General features: G+C 69.5%; 16 protein-coding genes. 1 reads left to right on the forward strand and 15 read right to left on the reverse strand.

Going from position 1 to position 16,264, the window contains the following annotated elements:
* Nucleotides 1-486: 486 nt before the first annotated feature.
* From QNJ86_RS03560 to QNJ86_RS03610, 11 genes are all read right to left on the reverse strand, one after another.
* Nucleotides 487-1,011: a hypothetical protein gene (locus tag QNJ86_RS03560; protein ID WP_283831216.1), complete on the reverse strand. Its 525-nt coding sequence runs from the start codon at nt 1,009-1,011 to the stop codon at nt 487-489.
* Nucleotides 1,008-2,204: a relaxase/mobilization nuclease domain-containing protein gene (locus QNJ86_RS03565; RefSeq protein WP_283831217.1), complete on the reverse strand. Its 1,197-nt coding sequence runs from the start codon at nt 2,202-2,204 to the stop codon at nt 1,008-1,010. The genes QNJ86_RS03560 and QNJ86_RS03565 overlap by 4 nt, the downstream gene beginning before the upstream one ends.
* A gap of 6 nt (nt 2,205-2,210) precedes the next feature.
* Nucleotides 2,211-2,621, reverse strand: a complete 411-nt coding sequence (locus tag QNJ86_RS03570) for a hypothetical protein (protein ID WP_283831218.1) — start codon at nt 2,619-2,621, stop codon at nt 2,211-2,213.
* 270 nt (nt 2,622-2,891) lie between these two features.
* The gene (locus tag QNJ86_RS03575; protein ID WP_283831219.1) at nt 2,892-3,143 is read right to left on the reverse strand and encodes a helix-turn-helix domain-containing protein; all 252 of its coding nucleotides are present in this window, start codon (nt 3,141-3,143) and stop codon (nt 2,892-2,894) included.
* 92 nt (nt 3,144-3,235) lie between these two features.
* Nucleotides 3,236-3,652 (reverse strand): YjdF family protein, encoded by a 417-nt coding sequence (locus QNJ86_RS03580; protein ID WP_283831220.1) that lies wholly within the window; start codon nt 3,650-3,652, stop codon nt 3,236-3,238.
* Between the two features lie 252 nt (nt 3,653-3,904).
* Complete coding sequence (locus QNJ86_RS03585) at nt 3,905-4,147, reverse strand: helix-turn-helix domain-containing protein (protein ID WP_283831221.1); 243 nt, start codon at nt 4,145-4,147, stop codon at nt 3,905-3,907.
* Nucleotides 4,148-4,190: 43 nt separating this feature from the next.
* Nucleotides 4,191-5,546 (reverse strand): MATE family efflux transporter, encoded by a 1,356-nt coding sequence (locus QNJ86_RS03590; RefSeq protein WP_283831222.1) that lies wholly within the window; start codon nt 5,544-5,546, stop codon nt 4,191-4,193.
* A gap of 399 nt (nt 5,547-5,945) precedes the next feature.
* Nucleotides 5,946-6,341, reverse strand: coding sequence for a YraN family protein (locus tag QNJ86_RS03595; RefSeq protein WP_283831223.1), 396 nt, complete (start codon nt 6,339-6,341; stop codon nt 5,946-5,948).
* A gap of 300 nt (nt 6,342-6,641) precedes the next feature.
* A complete protein-coding gene (locus tag QNJ86_RS03600) occupies nt 6,642-7,355 on the reverse strand; it encodes a hypothetical protein (RefSeq protein WP_283831224.1) in 714 nt (237 codons plus the stop codon).
* A 406-nt stretch (nt 7,356-7,761) separates the two neighbouring features.
* The gene (locus tag QNJ86_RS03605; protein ID WP_283831226.1) at nt 7,762-8,559 is read right to left on the reverse strand and encodes a hypothetical protein; all 798 of its coding nucleotides are present in this window, start codon (nt 8,557-8,559) and stop codon (nt 7,762-7,764) included.
* Nucleotides 8,550-9,437, reverse strand: a complete 888-nt coding sequence (locus tag QNJ86_RS03610) for an amidoligase family protein (RefSeq protein WP_283831227.1) — start codon at nt 9,435-9,437, stop codon at nt 8,550-8,552. The genes QNJ86_RS03605 and QNJ86_RS03610 overlap by 10 nt, the downstream gene beginning before the upstream one ends.
* Before the next feature lie 977 nt (nt 9,438-10,414).
* Here QNJ86_RS03610 and QNJ86_RS03615 point away from each other — a divergent pair.
* Nucleotides 10,415-11,965, forward strand: a complete 1,551-nt coding sequence (locus QNJ86_RS03615; RefSeq protein ID WP_283831228.1) for an RNA/DNA-binding domain-containing protein — start codon at nt 10,415-10,417, stop codon at nt 11,963-11,965.
* 399 nt (nt 11,966-12,364) lie between these two features.
* Here QNJ86_RS03615 and QNJ86_RS03620 read toward each other — a convergent pair whose 3' ends face one another.
* The 4 genes from QNJ86_RS03620 to QNJ86_RS03635 form a co-directional block, all read right to left on the reverse strand.
* Nucleotides 12,365-12,574, reverse strand: a complete 210-nt coding sequence (locus QNJ86_RS03620) for a hypothetical protein (RefSeq protein ID WP_283831229.1) — start codon at nt 12,572-12,574, stop codon at nt 12,365-12,367.
* Nucleotides 12,575-12,878: 304 nt separating this feature from the next.
* Nucleotides 12,879-14,072: a helix-turn-helix domain-containing protein gene (locus QNJ86_RS03625; protein ID WP_283831230.1), complete on the reverse strand. Its 1,194-nt coding sequence runs from the start codon at nt 14,070-14,072 to the stop codon at nt 12,879-12,881.
* Nucleotides 14,060-15,022 (reverse strand): ParB/RepB/Spo0J family partition protein, encoded by a 963-nt coding sequence (locus QNJ86_RS03630; RefSeq protein WP_283831231.1) that lies wholly within the window; start codon nt 15,020-15,022, stop codon nt 14,060-14,062. Before QNJ86_RS03630 ends, QNJ86_RS03625 begins: the two co-directional genes overlap by 13 nt.
* Complete coding sequence (locus QNJ86_RS03635) at nt 15,015-15,800, reverse strand: ParA family protein (RefSeq protein ID WP_283831232.1); 786 nt, start codon at nt 15,798-15,800, stop codon at nt 15,015-15,017. The genes QNJ86_RS03630 and QNJ86_RS03635 overlap by 8 nt, the downstream gene beginning before the upstream one ends.
* Between the last annotated feature and the right edge of the window lie 464 nt (nt 15,801-16,264).

Consider the following 16,264-nt stretch of genomic DNA (forward strand, 5'->3'; position numbering starts at 1 on the left):
ATCTGTCTGGCTGCAATCACGTCGCATACGGCTCGCTCCACTCGAGGAACTCGCCTATGAACGCGAAGCGGCCCCTTCTTCCTATCCATCATCCTCCGCGGCGGTAGGGAGGTCGTTCCAAGGAGGCTCCATCGCAGACCGTGCTCCTGCTCGCGCGCGGGAGTATCGCCATCTCCGCCACCTAGCACGTTTTCTGGATTGGCGCGGGACCTCGACGTGAGGGCATTTTGCTGGCTTAACCGCCATGCGCCAGCTCACTTATCAGGTAAGGTTTGCTCTTTGCGGGTATAGCGTGTTTTTTGTTTTCCCCAGCCCGTTTAGACGAGGATTCTCTGCTTGGATCAAAAAAGAAAGTCCCGGCGAACCAGTGGCGACAAGAGAAGAATCGGCCCAGTTACTGCTTTTTATGAAGGGCTGGCAATCTGCACCCATCGCAAGAGTGCGGTTTTGTCCGTCGCAGTCCTTGCCGCAATGAAACTGCGCTTATCAGAACCGCGGCCCGCTTGAGGCCTCGGAGAGTTGGCCCGCCATCATCGCCTCGAAGCATTCGGCGGGAACCCCCATGGCATCGAGCACGACCGCCTCCTGGGCCCCGGTGCTTCCGAGGAGGAATCGGTACGCCACGGCTGCCTTCGCCGCCAGCTCTTCGGCGCACTCCCACGCCCAGGAGAGGGCCGCTGCGTCGACCAGCTCGCCGGCAACCCGCGCGAGCACGGTCTCGCCGTCCATGGTCAGCCGATTGAGCCGCTCCAAGTCGTCGGCGTCGGCGATGAGAAAGCTCCATCCGTCGCGCCTGCGGGCGACGGGAAGCCCCGTCGGCCCCGTCTCGTCCCGGTACGCGTCGACCGCCTCGTGGTAGTAGGAGCGGAGCCAGAGGCTGTCGTCCGCCACGTCGGACAGGTCGAGCGTGTAGTTGGTGAGCAGGTTGCCTGGCTGGGGCACCCCGTCGACGAGGTGGTCGGTGTCGAAGACGTCGATGCGCCCTCCGGAATAGTACGCCTTGATGATCACCTCTGGCGGCCCTCCCTCTCCCTTCCGTCCCTGCGGGATCCGCCCGGCGCGTCGTCGAGCGAGGGCCGCCCGCGGCGGGCGGCCTGCCGAAGCGCCCGCCCTTGCGGCGCCCTTGGCGGGGCGGGGCGCTCCTCGGGGAGGATGCCCGACCTTCGGGCGAAGTCGACGAGGCGCGCCGGCGCGCCCCTCGCCGCGAGCTCGTTGAGATCCGCGGCGCACGTCGCCCGCGACGACTCGATGAGGGCGACCGCGTCGGACAGGGTCTTGAGCTCCTCGAGGTCGCCCACCTCGACCGCGCGGCGGGCGATTGCGGCCACCGCCCTTTCGCCCATGTCCGAGATCCTTCTCGCCCCGCCCGCGCGGAGCAGGGGCTCGAGCCGCCCCCGCCCGTACGACAGGCCGAGCCTCTCCCCGCTCACCCTCCGGGTCGGCGCGTCGGCGAGGGAGTAGACCCAGTCCCTCCGGGCCGCCCTGGGCGAGTTGTCGGAAACCGCCACGCCCATGGCGGAGAGGAGGCTTCTGAACTCGTCGACGCTGCGGGAGACCGAGCGCGCGACCTTCACGCGCGCTCGGATGTCTGCCACCCAGGAGTACTCCCCGCGGCCCGCGAGCTCCCTCTCCGCCCGGCGGACGTGCTCCTCGCGAAGCGTCCTCGGCGCGGGCCGCCCGTGCCGGCGCTCGGCGCGCGCGGCGACGCCGGAGGGGGCGGGCGGCTGAAGCGGGGACAAGCCGAGGCCTCCCGCGATCCTTTGGAGCGACCTCGCGAGCGCCTTCGGGTCGGGGTCCTGGAGCCTGCGGCCGGTCTCGAGGTCGGTATTGTTGACCACCACGTGGGCGTGCGGGATGCCGTTCGTGTTGTCGTCGTGGTAGACGATCGCGACCTCGTGGTTCGGGAAGCTCTCGCGTGCCCACTCGGTCGCGAGCGCGCGCAGACCCTCCAGGGGGACGCGGTCCTTGGGATCGGGCGAGACGACGTAGTGCTTGTAGGTGCGGGCGCGCCTGCCGCGCCACGCGGAGTCGTTGCCGTACAGGCGGCGGGTCTCGTCCATCGCCGCCGCCCAGTCGAGCGCCGCGCCCGGCGCGGGCGGGTCGAGGTTGACGTAGTCCTCCGCGAGCGCGCGGTTCTTCTTGGTGAGGTATCGGCGGATCCCCTTGACGGAGGTGTGGCCGGAGATGGTCTTGAGCATGGGCATCGGGGCTCACCTTGCCAAGGCGGCTATGGCGCCCTCGCCCAGGGCGGCGGCCTCCCGACGGAGGGACTCGATCCCGGGCTGCATCTCCTGCAGAGTGCGCTCCGCCCGCGCGAGCTCCTCCATGACCTCGGCGGCGTCCATGTCGTTCGCCCTCAGGTAGTAGGCGATGGCGTTGAGCGCGTGCACCGCCTGGTTGTAGTGGTGCCCCCAGCGCGTCATCTCGCGGGATATCCTCGCCGCGGTCGTTCGGTCGACGACGACGAGCGCGCCGCCTTCGCGGACGGCCTCGGCGGGGAGCTGCAGGAGCGCCCGGAAAAGATCCGAGACCGTCATCCCCAGCTCTTGGGCGAGGCGCTTCGCCGAGGCGATCTCCCTCTCTGACATCCTCACGTGGATCTGCTTGGGGTGCCTCTCCATCTTCGGCGGCTCGCCTCCTCTGACCGTGTCGGCGGGGGCGGGCCGCCGCCCCAGGGGCGCGGGGGATCCCCCGCAGAAAGCGTAGCGGAGCCGAGGGCGTTGCGCGCGCATCCGCCCCGAAAGGGGGAGCGCCCGCCCCCTTTCGGCACCGCCGCGCGAGAGCTTCGGGGCGCGCCGCGTCCCGTCCCGCCGCCGGCATTGCCGTGCGCGGGCGACGGCCAAGAGCTGCTCCGTGTACACGGAGCAGGCCTCTTGCTTTGGGTGGGGGGTTCACTTCCTCGGAGGACGCTCTGGAGGTCGTCGCGCCGTTCGGGCTTTCGGGATGAACGACTTGATCCCCACCCCGAAGAAGGCGCACAGCTTGACGAACTCGTCGACCCGCATGGCGCGCTGGCCGTTGAGGACGCGCCAGAGCCGCTTGCGGTCGACGCCTATGCGACGCGCGAGCTCGGCCACGCTGATGCCGCGATGGACGCGCGCCTGCTCCAGCCGCATCACGATGCGGCCTTCGTAGTCGACCATTCCCTGCTTTCCGGGCGCCGTACGATCGCATTGCTGCTGACGGCTTGATGGCGATGCGCTCATTTGATGACGGCGGGGTGCGGCGGTGGGCCTTAGCGCCCGCGGTGCTTCCGCTTGCGCTTCTCCGTCTTTTTCGCGAACCTCTCGCGACGCTGGTCTTCGCGGCGGGCGCGCGAGCGGGCCTCGCTCGCCTCCTTCGCCGCCTCGCGCTGCTCGGCGAGGGTCTGCTGCGCTTTCGTCCCCCGGCGGGCGCTCGACTGGATCTCCTTTTCGATCATCCTGCGGAGCCTTTTCGGGTTGATCCGCTTCGCCTGCTCGGTTTGGATCTGGATGCTGTCGGTGAAGCGAAGCTCCCGCCACCTGTCGCATACGAAGCGCAGGACCTCAGGGGTCGTGGGCTCCGCGCCGAAGACGTGGCGGGCGACGCGATAGTCCCCTCCGTCCTCGACTTCGATGATGCCGACCCAGAACGGGTCCTCGAACCGGACCGTGAGTTTGCTCATGCCCATGTATCCTCCTTCACGTCGCATGTGAGCATGCTCACGCGCACGTGGCAGCCACGTGCGCTTACGTGAAGGAGGGACAACCCAAGTGGCAGGTTACTGACGGGCGTGCCGCGACGGGCTGCCCGCATCCCGACTACCCAACGGGATCGTGTTTTTACCTTCGCTGTCAGGATACCACCAACCCGCCATGCGAGGAGGATCGCGCCATGCGCTGCGGGAAAAGGTGGGGAGGAGCCGGGGCGCCGGCCGGGCGCTTTAGGGGAAGGGGTCCCGGCCGGCGCTTTTGACCTGTCTCGCTTGCGCGAACGCTCCGATCCCCACCCCGAAGAAGGCGCACAGCTTGACGAACTCGTCGACCCGCATGGCGCGCTGGCCGTTGAGGACGCGCCAGAGCCGCTTGCGGTCGACGCCTATGCGACGCGCGAGCTCGGCCACGCTGATGCCGCGGATCTGCCGGGCCCGCTCAAGCATCGCGACCATGCGGTCGGCGTCGTCCATCGGAACGCGCTGCAACTCTTCCCCTCCCGCTTGGCCCCCGCCGTCAGCGACGGCGGTCGGAAACGCGCCTCCGCGCCCAACGGAGGGCGTACAGCGCGCCGACGGCGGACGGGAGCACAGGGGAAGCCGCCTGAGCGGCGAAGACTCCGACGTAGCCGAATCCCGCCGCGCCCAGCAGGACGGCGAGACCTACCCTGCCGACGAAGGCGTCCGCGAGCGAGTTCGCGAGCACCACCTTCGGCGCCCCCACGGCGAGCGCGAAGGAGTCGAAGACGTACATCGCCGCGTAGAAGAGTCCGTTCACGCTGCAGGTGATCCGCAGGTAGAGGACCGCCGTTTCCAAGACGCCGTACGTCTGCGCGCCGAGCGCGGCGACGAGTTGCGGGGCGAAGATCTGGATGAGGGTCTGCATGGAGAGCGTCACGGCGACGGCGAGGGCGAGCCCGACACGCAGCGATGCGGCGGCGCGTCCCAGCTTGCCGGCGCCTGCGCATTGAGCTGCTGCGGTGGTGACCGCCTGCCCGACCGCCCAGCAGGGAAGGCCCGCGAGGGTGCTCGCCTTGAGGCCCACGCCCGCCGCCGCGGCGACGTCTGCCCCGTACGAGTTCAGAATGGCGGTCACGACCACGTAGGAGACGTTGATGACCGCCTGCTGCACGGCGCCCGGCATGCCCAGGCGCAGCACCTCGAAGGCCTCCGTCCGCGCGCTGCGCAGGGACAGGGCGAGAGAGCAGGCACCGGAGAAGCGCGTGCGGGCGACGGCGAGGGCTGCCGCGCCGGCGGCCCCCTGCGAGGCGACCGTCGCCCACGCCGCGCCCGGAACGCCCATGCCGAGCCCCGCGACGAGCAGGAGGTCGAGCGCGACGTTGCCCACCGCGGAGAGCGCCATCGCAAGCATCGGCGTGCGCGCGTCGCCCTGCGACTTCAGGAACGCGCAGGCGGCGTTCATGAGGAACGAGCAGCAGGACGCCCCGCCGACGACGCGGACGTAGGAGGCGGCGTCCGCCGCCGCCTCCGCCGGTACGCCCATGGCGCAGAACAGCGGGGCGGCTCCGAAGACGCTCGCGGCGGCGATTGCTGCCGAGAGCGCTGCGCAGACAGCGAGGAGGGCGGCGAAGGCCCTGCGCTGCCCGGGGACGTCGGCGGCGCCGGCGCGCCGCGCGACGACCGCCCCGCCCCCTGCCGTGAGGCCGATCACGACGGAGCTGATGACGAAGGCGACCGACGAGGCGTTGCTCACCGAGACGAGCGCCGTCTCGCCCAGGACGTGGCCGACTATGGCCATATCGACGAACTGGTAGAGGTACTGGAGAAGGTTGGCGACCACGAGAGGCACCGAGAAGGATGCCATGCGCCGGGGCAGAGAGCCCTCGGCGAAATAGGGTGCTTCAGAGGACATGGGGAAAGCCTTTCGATCCGGACGGAGGCGGCGCGCCATGCGGCCGCCCTTCCTGCCGCGTCCCGGATCCCCGGAACGCGGAGACGCCGCGGACGAGGGCCCGCGGCGTCTTCCGGATCGAGCACGGCGCGACCGGCGGGAACCCGAATGGGCCTCGCCTCACGCCGACGGTTCTTTCCCTACTTCGCCCTGCGCGCTGCCTCGTCGGCGGCCGTGCCCAGGGCTTCTCCAATGCAAAGCGGCCTCATCGCGCGCCTTCCGTCTCGGATTCGCTGTCGGCGGCAACGGTACCGCTTCGGGCATGGCGTGTCAACGGGTTCGGCGAGCTGAACGCGCGCGGAAGAGGCCCCCGACCCGGCGGGTCGGGGGCCGGCGCCCCTGCGGAGGGGCCAGGAGGTCTTAGGCGACCCCCGCGAGGGCTCGTTCGGACTCGGGCTCGGCTACCTCGCCGAGCGAGTTCCGCTGGTGGCGGATGAAAGCGCGGTCGGGCGCGAACGCCACGACGCTCACGTCGTCGAACCTGACGGGGCCGTCGTCGGGGCGGGCCGACGCCAGGTAGGCGATCGCCGCCGCCTCGCGCTCGGCGCGCTGGGCCTCGTCGTTGAGGCTCGGGGGGAACCCCGCCTCGGCAGCCTCGCGAACCTCGACCGCGGCGAACACGAGGGTCTCCCCTTCGCGCGCCACGATGTCGATCGAGCGGCCGCCGAACCGCCAGTCGACGTCCAGGACGTCGAACCCCCGGCGCTCGAGGTACCTCGCCGCCGCCAGCCTCGCGCGCCTCTGCAGATCCTTCATGATGACCTCCTCGTTCTCTCGGCCGGGCCCTTCGCCCCGCCTCGTGGCCCGATCCCCGCCGGGGTTCGGGCGGCCCCGCAAGGGAGGAAGCGAAACCCGGAGGGCTCGAGCTTCCGCGCGCCGTGGACGCGCCCCTCCCCGCGCGGAAGGTTTTCGCGGCCCTTGCGGGGGCGCCCGTTTCCCGGCGAGGATGGAGGGACCGAGGCGGCGGGGGGTCCGGCGGGATCGGGGAGGTTCGAGGGGGAGCCGGCATGCGCGAGGGGGGCGCCCGCCGTGCCGCGCCGACGGGCGCCCCGAGCGCTAGCCCTCCTGGGCGCGGGGCCTGATCATCGCGGTGTCGCCGTGGACGTAGTTGTTCGCGTTCCGCGAGAAGCCGCCGTCGCGGCCGTAGCGGGCGACGTAGGGCCGGTCGGGGTACGCGATCCTCGCCGTGCCGCCGGGGGCCTCGACCCGGACGGGGATCCTGTTGCACTCCGGCTGCCCGAACCCGACGACGGGGTAAGACCCCCAGGAGCCGTCGACGCCGCGCAGCCACACCTCGTCGCCGACCCGCAGCTCGCCGACCGGGACCTCGACCGCGTCCAGGAACTCGCCGAGCCGCAGCCGCTCGGGCATGGCCTCGTCGAAGGCGCGCAGCATCTCGTCGAAGCCGCGGCCGCGACGCCGCTCCCGCTCCTCCGCGAAGCGCACGACGCGCGGCGGCCCGTCACCGCGCCGCTCGGCACGCAGCCGCTCGACGATCCGCCACCCCTCGATGACGTAGATGCCGTTGTCGCCGGGGTCCATGCGGGCGTCGGTCGTGTAGGCGCCGATCCCGACCGACGTGCTCCCGCCGAAGAAGTTGCCGACGACCTGGGCGAGCCGTGCCCACCCGTAGTCGTCGTCGCTCGGCGGGCGGTAGCCCTGCAGCTCGCAGTAGCGCAGCAGCGGCTCCACGGTGTCGCGGCCGCCGTTCCAGTGAAGGTAGAGCCCGACCTTCCTCTCGCGCGTGGTGATGACGGCTCTGTTTCCCATCGTCCGACCTCCTGGTCCGTCGTGGGGCCCGCCCTGCGCGGCGCCCCGTCGGCGCGCCCGGGCCGCGCGCCGCGTCGGGCGCGCAAGGGGGGAAGCGGAAACCGCAGGCCCGAGCTTCCGCCGAGCCCCCGGCTTCCCGGCGGAAGGTTTTCCGCGGCCCTTGCGCCCCCGGCGCGCCCGCGGCTGCATGGCGACGTCGGGGGCTGCGCGGGGCGGTTCCCTCGGAGCGGGGAGGGATTCGGGAGGGGGCGCCGCCCCGGGAGGAGAAGGCCCGCCCCGCCGGGGCGGGCTGCCGGGCGCGCGGCGCGCGCTGCGCGCCCGCGGCGTCGGCGGAGGGGCGGGCGGTGGACCTTGGAAGCGCCGCCGAGGCGCCCGAGGCCGCGGCCTCGGGCGCCTCGGGCGCGGGTCAGGCGGACATCGCCTCCGCCGCTTCGGCGGCCTGCGCCTCGTCCGCGCAGTAGGGCAGGTACTCCGCGCATTCCTCGAGCAGCGGGCAGAGCGCGCACGCGGGGAACAGCCCGAGCTGGGCGAAGTCGGCGGGGGCGGGATCGAAGCCCATGAAGGCGTCGAAGAGGCGCCCCTGCGAGCCTTCGCCCCATCGCGGCTCCCTCCTCGGCGCGGCGAGGTGGTTGAGGTTGGAGTAGAGCACCCCGTCCTCGGCGAACCACCGCCCGAACACGGCCACATCGCCCGCGCCGTCCATGAGCAGGAACCGCGAACCCTGGGTCGATGCGGCGAGGAGCCGCGCGGCGCGCCCGTCGGACACGAGGTCGGAGCACATCGCGCGCAGCGGCGAGAGGACGCCCGCCGCGAACGCCATGCTGTCGGAGACTCCCGCGCGCGTCTCCAGCCCCGCGAGCGTCCCGTTGTGCATGAAGCTGACCTCGCAGCTCCCCTCGGCCTCGCGCATGCGCCCGTAGTCCTTGCACACGGGGAAGGGGTGGCAGCAGCCGGGCTTGACCCCTCCGTGGGTGGCGATGCGGAAGTGCAGCGCGACGGGAAGCTCGCGGGAGTCCCTCAGCTCGGCGACGGGGCGCAGCGCCCGCTCGAACGCCTCCCACTCCATGCACCCCTTCTTCCAGCGGACGCGCCCGCCCGCGGGGAACATCAGCCCCGCGCCGTCGGGGTTGCGCTCCCAGCACGCGCGCAGGGTCTCGAGGGCCGGCATGGCGACCCCCTTGGGCTTGTAGACGATCACGCACATAGCTCCGCGCTCCTTTCCTCGGTGATAAGCTCCCGCTCGAGCAGGTACGCCTCGAGCTCGTCGGTCTCCGTCGGGCAGGCTCCGATCACCGCGTCCGCCAGCTCGTACCAGTTGACGCGCTGGAGCCTGCCCGGCGTGCTCTCCTTCGCGGCGCAGCACAGCCCCGCGACGAACTGGAAGGTGGCGAGCAGCGTCTCGACCTTGAGCGTCCCTCTGAACAGCCTGAACTCGATGGTGTGCTCGTTGGTCGTGTTCACTGCGCGGTAGCGGTCGCAGCGCGCGGCGCGGGAGGCGCCCCTGGCGCTCGCGAGCCATCCGTCGCGGGAGGCGGGCAGGAGCGTGCGCCCCGCCCACTGGTCGAGCCTGTCCCGCCTGCGGCGGCTGAACACCGCCAGAGGCTCGAAGAAGCGGTCGGCCACGGTGAGCAGCTTGTACTCCGCGAGCGCCCGCGCGGCCTCCCCCCTGCCGAAGAAGTCGCGGTTGACGTGCACGTGGAGGCCGCAGGTCGCGGTGTCGTGGCTGCGCATGCCCTCCGCGAGCGCGGCGGCGCGCACGTCCGCCCACAGCGCCCGCCCCTCGTCGGACATGAGCACGGCGGGGCTTATGGGGTGCGTCACCAGCTCCACGCCGCGGTCGAGCGAGCTGTCGCTCTTGAAGTAGAGCCATTCCTCGCCCCATTTCTCGGCGATGCGCGCGACCGCCGCCGCCCTGTCGCCGCCGTCCATCTCGAGTTCCACGCCCAGCACGAGGGAGTCATCGGACTCGCCCTCGGCGCGGTGGAAGCGCGGGCGCGGCTTGTAGCCGTAGGAGCAGATGCCGCCCTCGAGCCTGCGCGCCGAGCAGTGCCAGCACAGGGGCGCGCCGTCGCGCATGACCATGTCGCTCTCGGGGAACAGCTCCCCGCACGCGCCGCACGCCCCGTAGCTCTCGGCGCACTCGGGGCACAGCGCCCGCCCCCGCGCGTCGCGCGCGGAACCCTCCGCCCCGCGGGGGAATCGCCGCCCGCAGTCGCCGCAGACCTCCGTCAGCTCCGCCGCGCACGCGGGGCACAGGCGCCTCGGGTCGCCCTCGGCCTCCGCCAGCTCGCCGCGCGGCGTCTGGCGGCCGCAGCTCCCGCACGGCTCATAGCGCGCCTCCGCGCACTCGGGGCACACGCCCCGCACCGCCGTATCCTCTGGCGGGAACGGCGTCCCGCAGTGCCTGCAGAACTCCCACATCGCCTGCGTGTTCGTCGGAGCGCTCGCCCTTCTCGGCATGTCTTCCTCCCTCGTCCTCGCGCCGCGCCCCCTGGCGCGGCTCCCTTCCGTTCGGTGCCTCGATGGCCGCCGGACGCCCGCAGCGCGAGCGGAGGGCAGCGCGGGTTCCGCGCGCGGCAAGGGGGGAATGCGAAGGCCGCCCCCGCGGCCGGTGGTTTCCCGGGTTGTTTCGCGGGATCGCGGCGCGCTTTCCGGGAAAGAACTCGGGAAAGCATCGCGGCCCTTGCCGGGCAAGCGGGTTCCGCGGCAGGCTGCCGTCGCGAGGCCCGAACGTCTTGGATGCGGAGGGTGGGGGCTTTCCCGGCCCGAGGGCCGGGGAGGGGATCCCCAAGGGCCCGCCCTTGGGCGCGGGTCCGGGGCGGCGCGAGCCCCGGGTCTTCGGGCGGGTTCTGCCCGAGTCGGGCGAGGGGCCGGGTTCGGCGCGTTGGCTTCGTTTACGCGGGCATGAGCCATCGGAGCATGCGGGGCGCCTCAGCGCATCGGAACCGTCCCGGCGAGATCACGATGCGGCTATGGGGAAGCTTATGGGGAAGCTTATGGGGAAGCTTATGGGGAAGCTGGTATAATCGGAGTGCTGAAGCCCAGATGAAAGGACCGCCATGGCTATCCCGATAACGGTAGACGCGCTCATCGACGGGGCGGTGGTGGAGCAGGCCCGCATAGAGTACAAGGAAAGCTGGAACCCCGAAGCCATCGTGCACACCCTGTGCGCGTTCGCCAACGACATAGACAACTGGGGCGGCGGCTACATCGTCGTGGGCGTCGAGGAGGAAGGCGGCAGGCCCAAGAAGCCTGTGAAGGGCGTTTCTCCAGATTCCCTCGACGCCATCCAGAAGAACCTCTTGCGCCTCTGCCATTCGATACGCCCGCTCTACCTCCCGGCGTGCGAGCCTGTACGCTACGAAGGGAAGGACCTCCTGCTCATCTGGGCGCCGGGCGGGTACGAGAGACCGTACAGGGCGCCCGTCTCCTTGGGCAAGGGATCGGCTGACGCCGCCTGCTATGTCCGCCGCTTCTCCAACACGGTCAAGGCATCGGACGCGGACCTGAGGGAGCTCGCCTCCATCGGTGGGAACATACCCTTCGACGATCGCGTGAACCACCGGAGCAAGATGTCAGACCTCAGGTTCGGGAGGATGGCGGACTACCTGAACAAGATAGGAAGCTCCCTGAGGTACGAGGGCATGTCGCCCGACGAGATAGCCGTTGACATCAAGGTCGCCGACGGACCGAGAGAGGACGTGCGGCCGCTCAACGTCGGGCTCATGTTCTTCTCGGACGATCCCGCGGACTTCTTCCGCGAAGCCCTCATCGAGGTGGTGGACATCCCGGATCCCACGGGAAAGGGAATGGTTGAGAGGACGTTTCGCGGGCCACTCGACCAGCAGCTCTCCGACGCGCTCCGCTACCTTCAGAACAACGTCATCGCGGAGGTGGTGGTCAAGCGCCCGGACGAGGCGGAGGCGTCCCGGGTCTACAACTACCCTTACGCCGCTGTGGAGGAGGCTCTCTGCAACGCGGTCTACCACAGGTCGTACCAAATACCGGAACCGATCACGGTCAGGGTAGAAGCGGACAGGCTTTCCATCACGAGTTTTCCAGGGCCCGACCGCTCCATCACCGATGACAACCTGGCGCACTGTCGACTCGTCGCGAGGAGATATCGCAACCGCCGGATAGGGGATTTCCTCAAGGAGCTGAAGCTTGCCGAGGGACGGAACACGGGCGTGCCGACCATGCTTGCGGCACTCGAGGCGAACGGATCCCCGAAGCCGGTTTTCGAGACCGACGCAGAGAGGTCCTTCTTCTGCGTAACCTTCGGGCTGAGCCCCGAGTTCGCGGCTGCCACCACACTCAATGCTACTGAAGCACCAGAGGGGGAGAGCTTGAAGGAAGGAAAGAGCTCGGGATCCCGCAAACGCAGGACGAGGGAGGAGCTGAGATCGGCAGTGACGGCAGAGCTCGTCGAGCGGGAGCGATCCATGAGTGAGATCGCGCGCGTCCTCGGATATACCAAAGCGAACGACACACTCAGGTCAGTCATCGAGGAGTTGGTCGACGAGGGCGTGCTCGAGCGAGACGATGCGAGCAGTACCAGTCCAAACGCGAAGATCAGGCTGTCGGGATCGAAGCAAAGCGTTTCGGGTTGAATCAAGTACGAGCCGAAGGGCGAAAACCGTGGGTGGAGCCCCGGATAGCGGATGTCGGATTTATCCGAGCTTATCCGGATAAATCCGGGGTTTTATCTCTCTGTATTTAGATAAGAGCAGGTAGAACGGTAATAACCGGTAGCGCAATTATCCCGGTTAACCCGAGAACGCCGCCAAAGATGCCATATCGCCGAGATTACCGCACCGCGAAGCGATGTGCGGTCTCGGCAGGTTGTCGGTGTCTGGGGGCATGGTTGAGAAGAATGGAGCTAATTCCCAGTAGGGTGCCAGTAGGGTGTCAGTAGGACGGGCTCTGCGATGCTCCGACAAGCCAAGGCGCGGACTAGATAGACTAATCGATTAGTCTATCTAGTCTATGAATTAGTCTATCGGGCCGCCTCATGCCTCCGCCCAGGCTCCGTCGAGTTCGGACGCGCAGCTTTCCACCACGCACCTCACGGCGGCTATCTCCGACGGGGTCACGCTCTCGCTGCCGGCCTTCTCCTCGAGCATGGCGAGGATGGACGCGGCTCCTTCGAGTCGCTCGGTCGAGCGCACGATTGCGTCGATGGATTCTTGGGGTAGATTGGTGCTGCGGATGCCTTCCATGGGGCTCCCTTTCCTTGGCACGGCGGTCGAGGGAAGGATGTCCTCCGGGGCATGAAGAGAGAGGCATCCACCTCAGTTGTCACCCTGTTGGGAAATGTACGCCAAATACCCAAAACGGCAGATGCCCCTCTGTCCGGTATTTGGCGTACGAGTATTCAGTTAGGGTGACCGCCCCATTATACGCGCCGAATCCCCGCCCCATCCGAAAAGCACAACGCGGGCGCGCGGCGGCGCGCGGCGCCCGCCGCTCACATGAACCTGAAGACGGCCCTGAAGAGCCACTTCGCGAACCTCGCGACGATCCTCACGACGCCCTCCTTCCACCTACCGCCAGGCCGCACAGCGCGAGGTAGCGGTCGTAGCGCTCCTCGCAGGCGGCCATGTACCTCCCGTAGGGCCCGTCGGCCGCGCACCTCTCCGCGACGTCCTCCTCGGTCGCGCCCGGCCGCTCGTCGTAGAGCAGCGAGCGCACGACGGCGCGGCGCGACTCGACCTTGCGCCACAGCGCCGCGAAGCCGGGGTCGGCCTTCGCGAGGCCGGGCATGTCGAGGGGCTCGCCGTCGCACCCCAGGACGTCGGGCGGTATGGGCTCGTCGGCCCATGCGGCCAGCCCGTCCTCTCCCTCGATCCAGCGCAGCAGGTTCTTCGCGAGCCGCCTGTCGTCGCCGTTGCGCAGCCAGTAGTCCTTCGCGTACGCGGCGTAGGCGTCGGCGATCTGGCCGGGGAGCAGGCCCGAGGCGACCTTGCGCCGCCACGCCTCGTGGCAGTCGCGCTTGAACCTCAGCGCCGTGACGGGCTTGAGCGACATCGCGCACAGCCGCTCGAACTCCTCCGGGAACTCGCCTCTCCTGTAGGGCTCGAAGGCGCCGCCCCCGCCTTCGCCCTCGGCTTCCCGGGGGGAGGAGGAGAGGGGCCGTTGATTCGGTTCAGTTGTTTTATCCCGTGAGTAGTTAATAGCGCCGGATTCTCCAGATCTGGATTTTCCCGATCTGGTTTTCCCCGACGTGGGCCTCCCCGACGGCGCCTCACCAGATACGGGTTTTCCCGATCTGGGCGCGATCTGGGCTTTTCCGGCGCCGTCGCCGCCCTCCGCGGCCTCCGCCGCCCTCGGCGCGGGGCGGTTGCGGTCGAACTCCGAGAGGATCGCATACCCCTCCGCGCGCAGCTCGTCGGACACGGCGGCGTGCATGGCGGGGTCGTCGAGCGTGACCCAGGTCGCCTCGTCCGCCTTGAGGAAGCGCCCGCTCGCGCCCCTCTTGCGGGCGCGGATGATGTAGCCCGCCGACTCGAGCTCCCTGATGCCGGCGGTGACGGCGTCTATGCCGTCGCGGACCAGCGACGCGAACCCGCGGATCGTGAAGACCCACTCGGGGTTGCCCTCCAGCGACCGGATCTGGCAGTAGATGCCCTTGGCCTTCAGGCTCAGCGAGCGGTCGAAGAACACGGTGTTCTCGACGTGGGTGAAGGAGCCCCTGCCCCTGTGGATCACATTGCCCACGGCTCCCCTCCCTTCTCCTGGGCGGCGCGCCGGCGCTCCGCCCGCTCGAGCAGCTCCAGCGCCCGCACGATGCGCCCCTCGATCTCCTCGCGGGTCGCGGAGGGGCCGAAGAACCGGGCGATGCTCCTCTTGGGGATCCTCACCTGCTCGGCCTGGTTGGGCTTCTCCTCCTCCATGATCGACCTGACGAGCCCCGGGGTGAGCGCCCCCTCCCTCGAGTAGCGCCTCAGCTTGGCCGCCTGGGCGAGCGAGGGCGTGCACGCCTGCCGCCCCATCTCGTCGAGGAGGAGCGTCTGCTCGGCCTTTTCCAGGTAGCTCACCTCCACGGCGGGGGAGAGCTTCATCCTCCCCTCGTCGACGAGGGCGAGTATGCCCGGGACGAGGAACGTCAAGCGTACGAACCGCCGGATCCTGTCCTTACTCACCCCGAGCTCCTCGGCTAAGATGTCACGCGACCTCCTGCCGTCCGACTTGTGCGCAACTTGCGCACAAGTCAGGTCGGTGCGGCGGCCCTGGTGGCTCATGGCTTCAAGGCGCATCGAGTAGGCGAATGCCCGTTCGCTCGGCAGGATGGTCTCCCTCTGGAGGTTCGAGTCGACCATCGCGATGACCGCCTCGTCCCTCGTCATGTCCCGCACCAGGCACGGCGCCTGGTCGAGCCCCGCGAGCTCGGCCGCCCTCTTCCGGCGGTGCCCGCTGACCATCTCGTACCGGCCGCCCTCCGAGGGGCGCACCGTCAGGGGCACGAGGATCCCGTTTTCCGCCACGCTCTGCGCGAGGGCGGCCATCTCGGCGTCGTCCGCCACGCGGAACGGGTGCCCGGGGAAGGGGTCTATCAGGTCGAGGCCGACGAGCCTCGCCCCTCCGAGGCGCGCCTCGTCGCGCTCGGCCTGCGACGTGAGGAGGTCGTCGACCGCGGGCAGGTCGAGCCTCGGCACCTTCCTACCCACGGCGATCGACCTCCTCGGCGAGCCGCGCGTACGCCGCGGCGACCTTCCCCCTGCCGTCGTAGGAGAACACGCTCTCCCCGGCGGCCGCGGACTCCGCGGCCGACACCGCGCGGGGCACGACGGCGTCGAACACGCGGTAGTCGCCGCCGTAGATCCCCCGTACGGTGCGCTCGACCTCGCGCGCGAGGTTGTTGCGCGCGTCGTAGAGCGTCACGAGTATGCCCTCGACGGAAAGGCCGGGGTTGATGCCCCGCCTCACGCGGGCGACGGTCCTGAGCAGGCCGGCCATGCCCGACGCGGGGAGGTACTCCGCCGACACGGGGACGATGACGCCGTCGGCGGCGGCGAGCGCGTTTACGGGGACGATCCCGAGCGTGGGGGCGCAGTCGAAGATGATGTAGTCGTAGCCCCGCTTGAGCGGCTCGGCCCACGTCGCGAGGACGCGCTCGCGCGACATGGCCATGAGCAGCGGGAGCTCGATGTTGGCGAGCTCGATGTTGGCGGGCATGAGGTCGACGCCCTCGCGGTGGCCGAGGACGCCCGCGCGCGGGTCGTCGTCGGAGCCCCCGATGACCGCCGCCATGTGGTCGGCGATGGTGGTCTCGAGCGAGTCGGGGTCGGCCCATCCGAGCGACTTCGTGAGGTCGCCCTGCGGGTCGGCGTCGACGAGGAGAACGCGCCTCCCGCGGCGCGCGAGGGCGACGCCGAGGCTCAGCGCCGTCGACGTCTTGCCGGTCCCTCCCTTCTGGTTCGCGATCGCGATGGTCCTGCACGGCATGGCAGCCTCCCTTCCGCAGCTTCTCGCTGCCTACGGGGCATGCCGCTCGACGAAAGGCGAGGTCAGAGGCGTTTTTTCGGAATATCCACGAAAAAATCACCGTTTCGGGCACGAAACGGTCTTTTTCGGGTGCGGAGGGGCGTTTTCGCTGGAAAGACGCTGGAAGGAGCCCAGCATCGTTCCAGTGCCCGACGTTTCGGGAACCTCCCGCGCAGCGTCGCGTTCCGAAAAAACAGCGCTTTGAACAGGTATTATTTTCACGTGTGATTTGAAGATGGCTGCAGGGGACGTCCAGCCGAAAAATTGGGAAGCTTGGGCCTTACCACTTGGCGACACCCGCATTGAAACTGGATTATAACCTTACCTGCCCCTTTCATGGAAGAACTTTGGCGAATAATCCATCTCTAGGATGGATCTCTTGGCCTCTAAATCAATCCATGCCGTCCGTCTTGCCTGATCACCAG

The organism is Gordonibacter faecis, assembly GCF_030077735.1.
Lineage (GTDB): Bacteria > Actinomycetota > Coriobacteriia > Coriobacteriales > Eggerthellaceae > Gordonibacter > Gordonibacter faecis.

Excerpts from the sequence above, each read along its gene's own strand:
- QNJ86_RS03565 (WP_283831217.1), bottom strand. The coding sequence starts at position 2,204 with ATGCCCATGCTCAAGACCATCTCCGGCCACACCTCCGTCAAGGGGATC.
- QNJ86_RS03570 (WP_283831218.1), bottom strand. The coding sequence starts at position 2,621 with ATGGAGAGGCACCCCAAGCAGATCCACGTGAGGATGTCAGAGAGGGAG.
- QNJ86_RS03575 (WP_283831219.1), bottom strand. The coding sequence starts at position 3,143 with ATGGTCGACTACGAAGGCCGCATCGTGATGCGGCTGGAGCAGGCGCGC.
- QNJ86_RS03580 (WP_283831220.1), bottom strand. The coding sequence starts at position 3,652 with ATGGGCATGAGCAAACTCACGGTCCGGTTCGAGGACCCGTTCTGGGTC.
- QNJ86_RS03585 (WP_283831221.1), bottom strand. The coding sequence starts at position 4,147 with ATGGACGACGCCGACCGCATGGTCGCGATGCTTGAGCGGGCCCGGCAG.
- QNJ86_RS03590 (WP_283831222.1), bottom strand. The coding sequence starts at position 5,546 with ATGTCCTCTGAAGCACCCTATTTCGCCGAGGGCTCTCTGCCCCGGCGC.
- QNJ86_RS03595 (WP_283831223.1), bottom strand. The coding sequence starts at position 6,341 with ATGAAGGATCTGCAGAGGCGCGCGAGGCTGGCGGCGGCGAGGTACCTC.
- QNJ86_RS03600 (WP_283831224.1), bottom strand. The coding sequence starts at position 7,355 with ATGGGAAACAGAGCCGTCATCACCACGCGCGAGAGGAAGGTCGGGCTC.
- QNJ86_RS03605 (WP_283831226.1), bottom strand. The coding sequence starts at position 8,559 with ATGTGCGTGATCGTCTACAAGCCCAAGGGGGTCGCCATGCCGGCCCTC.
- QNJ86_RS03610 (WP_283831227.1), bottom strand. The coding sequence starts at position 9,437 with ATGGTCATGCGCGACGGCGCGCCCCTGTGCTGGCACTGCTCGGCGCGC.
- QNJ86_RS03615 (WP_283831228.1), top strand. The coding sequence starts at position 10,415 with ATGGCTATCCCGATAACGGTAGACGCGCTCATCGACGGGGCGGTGGTG.
- QNJ86_RS03620 (WP_283831229.1), bottom strand. The coding sequence starts at position 12,574 with ATGGAAGGCATCCGCAGCACCAATCTACCCCAAGAATCCATCGACGCA.
- QNJ86_RS03635 (WP_283831232.1), bottom strand. The coding sequence starts at position 15,800 with ATGCCGTGCAGGACCATCGCGATCGCGAACCAGAAGGGAGGGACCGGC.